This window comes from Bradyrhizobium sp. (assembly GCF_016462955.1).
Lineage (GTDB): Bacteria > Pseudomonadota > Alphaproteobacteria > Rhizobiales > Xanthobacteraceae > Bradyrhizobium.
On the sequence record NZ_JAEMSD010000894.1, the window covers coordinates 1 to 1,500 of the forward strand.

A 1,500-nucleotide genomic window follows, 5' to 3' on the forward strand; every position below is an offset into this window, starting at 1 on the left:
GGGGGGCCCGCTTCTGCATCGACGTCAGCAGATGTGGGTACGCTCAGGGCGCCGGCGCGGGTATGGAGTCAGTTTAGCTGATCCCGTGAATCGTAGCTTGAGGAGGATATGAGCCGACCTGGTTTGAGCTGGAGGCCAAAGCCGTCGTTGGACTACGATAACTAACATTAATCTAAGCGAGGAAAGTGACCTTATCGATCCCGCACGAGGGGCACCATTACAAAACGTCCCACGCGCAATACGGCGCCGTCTGGCGCCCTGCGCAGCCCGAGCTCCGCGACGAGATCCTGCGCTTCTGCTCGATGCCGAAGCGGCGGCGCCGATCGGAAAGAGGTGCGCGGATCGTGCTGCACGTTGATCTGGCCCAAGTGCCTGAGCGCGCTCGGCGCGCCTATAGGAGACACACCTAGCTCGCGCTCGCTGGATGACTATAAGGCTATCGGCATTCGTTTCGTGGGTGGCGCCGCATTGCTCGCGTCTATGCCTGCCACGTGCTCGAGCAACTCCCAGTCAGCAAAACCGCGGCGGCCTCAATCAAGGGGATCAAGGCTAAGCTCGACGTTTCACGTCGGTCGCGTGCTGCCGGCATTCTGTCGGTGCGTCACGCCTGAAGACGCAGCCGCTGCCGCACTCTTTCGTAGAGCTGCACTTCGTCCTTCTGCAAGAGCTCGATGACCACGGCGAATTGCTGCCGATCGACATGGGTGGCCCAGCCGCTTTCGCAGCGCACGACAAGATAGTAGCTATCCCCATAGTCCTCGATGCCACGTTTGAACGTGACGGTGGCGGATTGGACGGTCCCCTTCTCCCTCGCCTGGGGACCTGGAACGAGATTGCAATTGTATCTCCCGGCGAGCTCCGGAAATGGACCATCGTCCTGCTCGCGCTTTCGATAGTGCTCAAAGATCAGATCAGGTTGGCAGCCCCGAATCAGCCGGAAGCTCATCCCGACACCTGCATAATCGGTTCGTGTGTGTCGCACCGGTGGATCAAACGCCAGCGTCACGCGAATGCAGCGTTCCCCATTTCCCGCTTGAAACGCTTCGGGAATTGGAATGCGATAAACGGCAAAATGGTCGAGGGCGAGCTCGTCTTCTGCGTAGAGCGTGACGCGCGCGTCGTCGGAAAACGCCGCGCGTTCCAGATCGACGAGGCCGTGCCCGCAGATCGCGCGCGTCGCGTCCACACCAAGCAGCTGAAGCCGCTCCTGGGCCGGCTGCGGGATTTCCGCGGAACCTACGATGAGCGCGCGCACCAGATTGGCTGAGGCCTGCGGGAAGCGCGTCAGGATCTGGGCGGCGCTGAACGCAACTCGTGGGGCGGCATAGGATGTGCCCGAACCGGCCGTGAACAGGCGATCAAGATAGCTGTGATACAGCGTCAGGACGCCTGCGCTGCCGACATCCTCCCCGCCCCGCAGACGCGCGACGATGGGGTCGAAGATCAGCGTGCCGCCGATCTCGACCACGTCGGGCTTCGTCGCCCCGCCAGGACCAGGTC

The 1,500-nt window shown here is 62.1% G+C and carries 1 protein-coding gene; it reads right to left on the reverse strand.

All coding sequences use genetic code 11. The annotated features are described in order from the left end of the window. Positions 1 to 601: 601 nt before the first annotated feature. Positions 602 to 1,500, reverse strand: an 899-nt coding sequence (locus JHD07_RS39620) for a S8 family serine peptidase (protein WP_291632070.1), incomplete at its 5' end; no start/stop codon positions are given.